At 71.4% G+C, this 4942-nt stretch carries 5 protein-coding genes; 3 read left to right on the top strand and 2 right to left on the bottom strand.

Annotated features, from left to right (window positions below):
* Window positions 1–64 precede the first annotated feature (64 nt).
* Window positions 65–1330 carry a beta-ketoacyl-ACP synthase II gene (gene fabF, locus J0670_RS29960; protein WP_207814839.1) on the top strand — a complete coding sequence of 422 codons (1266 nt, stop codon included), beginning with the start codon at window positions 65–67 and terminating at the stop codon, window positions 1328–1330.
* 71 nt (window positions 1331–1401) lie between these two features.
* Here the strand turns inward: fabF and J0670_RS29955 are convergent, their stop codons facing one another.
* Together J0670_RS29955 and J0670_RS29950 are read right to left on the bottom strand one after the other, a co-directional pair.
* Window positions 1402–1896 (bottom strand): DUF3145 domain-containing protein, encoded by a 495-nt coding sequence (locus tag J0670_RS29955; RefSeq protein WP_207814838.1) that lies wholly within the window; start codon window positions 1894–1896, stop codon window positions 1402–1404.
* A 352-nt stretch (window positions 1897–2248) separates the two neighbouring features.
* The gene (locus J0670_RS29950) at window positions 2249–3274 is read right to left on the bottom strand and encodes an NADP-dependent oxidoreductase (RefSeq protein ID WP_207814837.1); all 1026 of its coding nucleotides are present in this window, start codon (window positions 3272–3274) and stop codon (window positions 2249–2251) included.
* Window positions 3275–3376: 102 nt separating this feature from the next.
* On the opposite strand from J0670_RS29950, the gene J0670_RS29945 reads away from it, so the two are divergent.
* Both J0670_RS29945 and J0670_RS29940 read left to right on the top strand, forming a co-directional pair.
* Window positions 3377–3841, top strand: a complete 465-nt coding sequence (locus tag J0670_RS29945) for a MarR family winged helix-turn-helix transcriptional regulator (RefSeq protein ID WP_207814836.1) — start codon at window positions 3377–3379, stop codon at window positions 3839–3841.
* Between the two features lie 119 nt (window positions 3842–3960).
* Window positions 3961–4942: LCP family protein (locus J0670_RS29940; RefSeq protein ID WP_207814835.1), on the top strand; the 982-nt coding region annotated here is incomplete at its 3' end.

The following is a 4942-nucleotide window of genomic DNA, read 5'->3' as shown; positions in this document are numbered from 1 at the left end:
CGCCCGGCCGGGCCCATCCCCGGCTCGCCGCCGCCCCCCGCACAACGTGAAAGAAGAGAAACCAGTGACCGCTGAAAACCGTACCGTGGTCGTCACGGGTATCGGCGCCTTCACGCCGCTGGGCGGCGACGCCGCCACCACCTGGGAGAACCTGGTCGCCGGGCGCTCCGGAGTGGCGGCCCTGACCGAGGAGTGGGCCCAGGAGCTGCCGGTCCGGATCGCCGCACGCACCGCGGTCGAGCCGGGCGAGATCCTGCCCCGCCCGCTGGCCCGCAAGCTGGACCGCTCCGCCCAGTTCGCGCTGATCGCCGCCCGCGAGGCCTGGGCCGACGCCGGCTTCGAGACCCCGGCCACCGACGAGTCCTCCAAGCTCGCCCCCGAGCGCCTGGGCGCCGTCATCGCCTCCGGCATCGGCGGCGTGACCACCCTGCTCGACCAGTACGACGTGCTGCGCGAGAAGGGCGCCCGCAAGGTCTCCCCGCACACCGTCCCGATGCTGATGCCCAACTCCCCGGCGGCCAACGTCGGTCTGGAGGTCGGCGCCCGCGCCGGTGTGCACACGCCCGTCTCCGCCTGCGCCTCCGGCGCCGAGGCGATCGGCTACGCGATCGAGATGATCCGCAGCGGCCGCGCCGACGTCGTGGTGGCCGGCGGCACCGAGGCGGCGATCCACCCGCTGCCGATCGCCGCGTTCGCCAACATGATGGCGATGTCCAAGAACAACGACGACCCCGAGCGCGCCTCGCGTCCGTACGACCAGGCCCGCGACGGCTTCGTGCTGGGCGAGGGCGCCGGCGTGGTCGTGCTGGAGTCGCTGGAGCACGCCGAGGCGCGCGCCGCCCGCATCTACTGCGAGGCCGTGGGCCAGGGCCTGTCCTCGGACGCCCACCACATCGCCCAGCCGGAGCCGACCGGTGCCGGTGTGGCCCGCGCGCTGGCCGACCTGTTCGAGCGCAACGCCCTGGACAAGGCCGAGATCGTGCACGTCAACGCGCACGCCACCTCGACCCCGCAGGGTGACACCGCCGAGCTGAAGGCGCTGCGCAAGGAGCTGGGCGACGACCTGGACCACATCGCGGTCTCGGCCACCAAGTCGATGACCGGCCACCTGCTGGGCGGCGCCGGCGGCATCGAGACCGTCGCCACCGTGCTGGCCCTGCACCACCGGCTCGCCCCGCCGACCATCAACGTCGAGAACCTGGACGACGACATCGAGGCGGACATCGTGCGCGACGAGCCCCGCGCCCTGCCCGAGGGCCGGATCGCCGCGCTGAACAACTCGTTCGGCTTCGGCGGCCACAACGTGGTGCTGGCCTTCCGCACCCGCTGACCCGGCCGTACGTCGGAAGGGGCCGGCGCTCTCCACGAGCGCCGGCCCCTTCCGTCGTTTCCCGTACGGGCTCAGACCACCTGGTGCAGCCAGCGCACCGGCGCCCCTTCGCCCGCGTACCGGAACGGCTCCAGCTCGTCGTCCCAGGGCTTGCCCAGCAGCCGGGCGATCTCGGCCTCCAGGTCGGCGCCCTCGTTGCGGGCCCGCTGCAGCACGGCGCGCAGCCGGTCCTCGGGGATCAGGATGTCCCCGTGGATGCCCGTGACGGCGTGGAAGATGCCGAGCGAGGGCGTGCTGCTGTACCGCTCCCCCTCCGCCGTGGCGCAGGGCTCGCTGGTCACCTCGTACCGCATCAGCTGCCAGCCGCGCAGCGCGGAGGCCAGCTTCGAAGCCGTACCGGACTCTCCCGACCAGGAGAGTTCGGCACGCCAATGCCCGGGTGAGGCCGGCTGGCGGACCCAGTCCAGGCTCACCCGTACACCGAGCACCCCCGCGACGGCCCACTCGACGTGCGGGCACAGCGCGCGGGGCGCGGAGTGGATGTAGAGAACTCCACGTGTCGTCACCGGGACCTCCAGGCTGTGGACGAGGGTCGCCTTCCCCAGCTGCCTCGTGCCTGCAGTTGATCCACAGTTACCCACGTTAGTCGACATTAAGCTACTAAATTGAGCAAAACGGACAGGCTTTCGCTCAATGCTAGTCGAATCCTCAACGAGGTCTACCCCTCGGCCGGATCTCTCCCCCGAACGGCCCCATCGCCGGGCGGGACCACCGTACCGTGCCGCCCCACAGGATGGATGACGCACTTTCGGATCCGGCCGGAATGCGGTAGTGCGGCCGGATCCCTTGCGCCGTGCACGCGAACCGCCCCGCACGCCCGGTGGGGCGGCGGGGCGGTTTCGGTCTTCTGACGGAAGGTCAGTCACCCAGGCGGACGACCATCTTGCCGGTGTTGACGCCACGCAGCAGGTCAAGGAAGGCCTGGACGGTGTTCTCGAAGCCGTCCACCACCGTCTCCTCGGTGCGCAGTTCACCGGACGTCAGCCAGCCGGCCACCTCGGCGACGAACTGCGGCTGCAGCGCGGCGTGGTCGCGCACCAGCATGCCCTCCAGGCGCAGCCGCTTGCCGATCGCCAGGGCGAGGTTGCGCGGGGCGGCGGGCGCGCTGGTCTCGTTGTACTGGGCGATCGCACCGCAGAGCACCGCGCGGCCGTGCACGCCCAGCGCGCCGATCGCGGCCTCCAGGTGGTCCCCGCCGACGTTGTCGAAGTAGAGGTCGATGCCCTCCGGGGCGGCCTTCGCGAGCTGCTCGGCGACCGGGGCGTCCTTGTAGTTGAAGGCCGCGTCGAAGCCGTACTCGTCCACCAGCTTGGCGACCTTCTCCGCCGAACCGGCCGAACCGACCACCAGCGAGGCGCCCTTGAGCTTGGCGATCTGGCCGACCATCGAGCCGACCGCACCGGCCGCGCCGGAGACGAAGACCTTGTCGCCCTCCTTGAGGCCGCCGACGGCGAGCAGGCCGGCGTACGCGGTCAGGCCGGGCATGCCGAGCGCACCGAGGTAGGCGGAGAGCGGGGCGGCGGTCGGGTCGACCTTGACCGCGTGCTTGGCGTCCAGGGTGGCGTACTCGCGCCAGCCGAGCCCGTGCAGCACCGCGTCGCCGGGGGCGAAGCCCTCGGCCTCCGAGGCGACCACGTAGCCGACCGCGCCGCCGTCCATGGCCTCGCCCAGCTTGAAGGGCGGGACGTACGACTTCACGTCGTTCATCCGGCCGCGCATGTAGGGGTCCACCGAGAGGTGGGTGTTGCGGACCAGGATCTCGCCCGGGCCCGGCGTCCGGACCGGGGCCTCGACCAGGGCGAAGTCGGCGGGCACCGGCCAGCCCTGGGGGCGGGCGACGAGGTGCCATTCACGGGCGGTCGCGGGGGCGGCCTGCTCTGCCATGGAGGTTCTCCTCAGGGGTTCGGAGGGTGAAAGGTTTAGTAACTGAAGTAACGATGAACATGAAAGGTTCATCTTGTCAACTTTTCAGGTAGACTCTGAGCCATGGACACTCAGCCCGCCCAGGCCGCCACGCCGCAGCCCGACGAGATCACCCGCGAGGTCGTCGACCTGATGGCCAACCTGGTCGCGCTCTTCCACCGCGAGTACGAGGAGGCCGCCGCCGCCCGCTCGCTCACCGGCGCCCAGGCCAAGGTGCTCGCGCTGCTGCGGCGCGGCCCGCTGCCGATGCGCCAGATCGCCCAGACGCTCAGCTGCGAGCCGTCCAACATCACCGGCATCGTCGACCGGCTGGAGGCCCGCGGCTTCGTGACCCGCGAGGCCGACCGCCACGACCGCCGGGTCAAGCTGGTCGCCGCCACCGGCACCGGCTCGGCCGCCTCCGAGGAACTGCGCGAGTCGCTCAACTTCGCCCGCGAACCGCTCGCCGCGCTCGGACCGCAGGAGCGGACGGTGCTGCGCGACCTGCTCCGCCGGATGCTGGCCGGCGCTTCCGGGCCCGGAGCGTGAGCAGCATCACAGCCTCGCGGCCGGATTCCCCCGCCCCCAGGGGGTAACCGAACAGCCTTCCGGAACGTCTAACGTTCGAACATCGAACGCGAGAGACGTGAAGACGGGGGGCACGGAGGATGGGCAGCAGCACGCGCCGTCGCCGCTACCTGCGGACCGCCATCGGCCTGGCCGCCGTGCTGGTGCTGTCGGTTGTGGGTGCCGGAGCCTGGTTCTACCACCGGCTGGACAGCAACATCACCACCTTCGACGCGGGCGGCGTCGCCACCGAGCGCCCGCCGGCGCCCGTCCCGGCCTCGCCCGGCGCCCAGGTGCCGGTCAACGTCCTGCTGCTGGGCTCGGACACCCGGGACGACGGCAACAACGCGCTGGGCGGCGGCGACGAGGGCGTCGGCAACTCCGACACCGCGATCCTGGTGCACGTCTACGCCGACCACAAGCACGCCGTCGGCGTCTCCATCCCCCGGGACACCCTGGTCACCGTCCCGTCCTGCAAGCTTCAGGACGGCACCTGGACCAAGCCCCGCGCCGACCAGATGTTCAACTCAGCGTTCAGCGTCGGCCTGCTCCCCAAGGGCAATCCGGCCTGCACCCAGAACACCGTGGAGGCGCTCACCGGGCTGCGGGTCGACCACACCATCGTGGTCGACTTCAAGGGCGCCGCCGCGATGGCCGACGCCGTCGGCGGCGTGGACGCGTGCGTGCCCAACGACGTCAACGAGTACGGCATCCACCTGAAGAAGGGGGTGCAGAAGCTCACCGGGCAGTCCGCCGTGGACTACCTCAGAGCCCGGCACGGCATCGGCGACAACTCCGACATAGGCCGGATGAAGCGCCAGCAGGCCTTCCTCTCCTCGATGATCAAGAAGGTGCAGAGCCAGGGCTTCTCCCTGCCCACCCTGCTGCCGCTGGCCGACGCCGCCACCAAGTCGCTCACCGTGGACGAGGGGCTCGGCACCGCGATGAAGCTGGTGGACTTCGCCCGCTCGGTGCAGGACATCCAGCTCTCCGACGTCACCTTCGTGACCGCCCCCTGGCGCTTCGCCGGGGACCGGGTGCGGCTGGTCCAGCCGGACGCCGACACCCTGTGGAAGCTGCTGC

Origin of the sequence: Streptomyces sp. FH025 (assembly GCF_017427025.1) — a bacterium.
GTDB lineage: Bacteria > Actinomycetota > Actinomycetes > Streptomycetales > Streptomycetaceae > Kitasatospora.
Note: the sequence above shows the minus strand (reverse complement) of the source record. Positions and strands in the feature narration are given on the sequence as shown.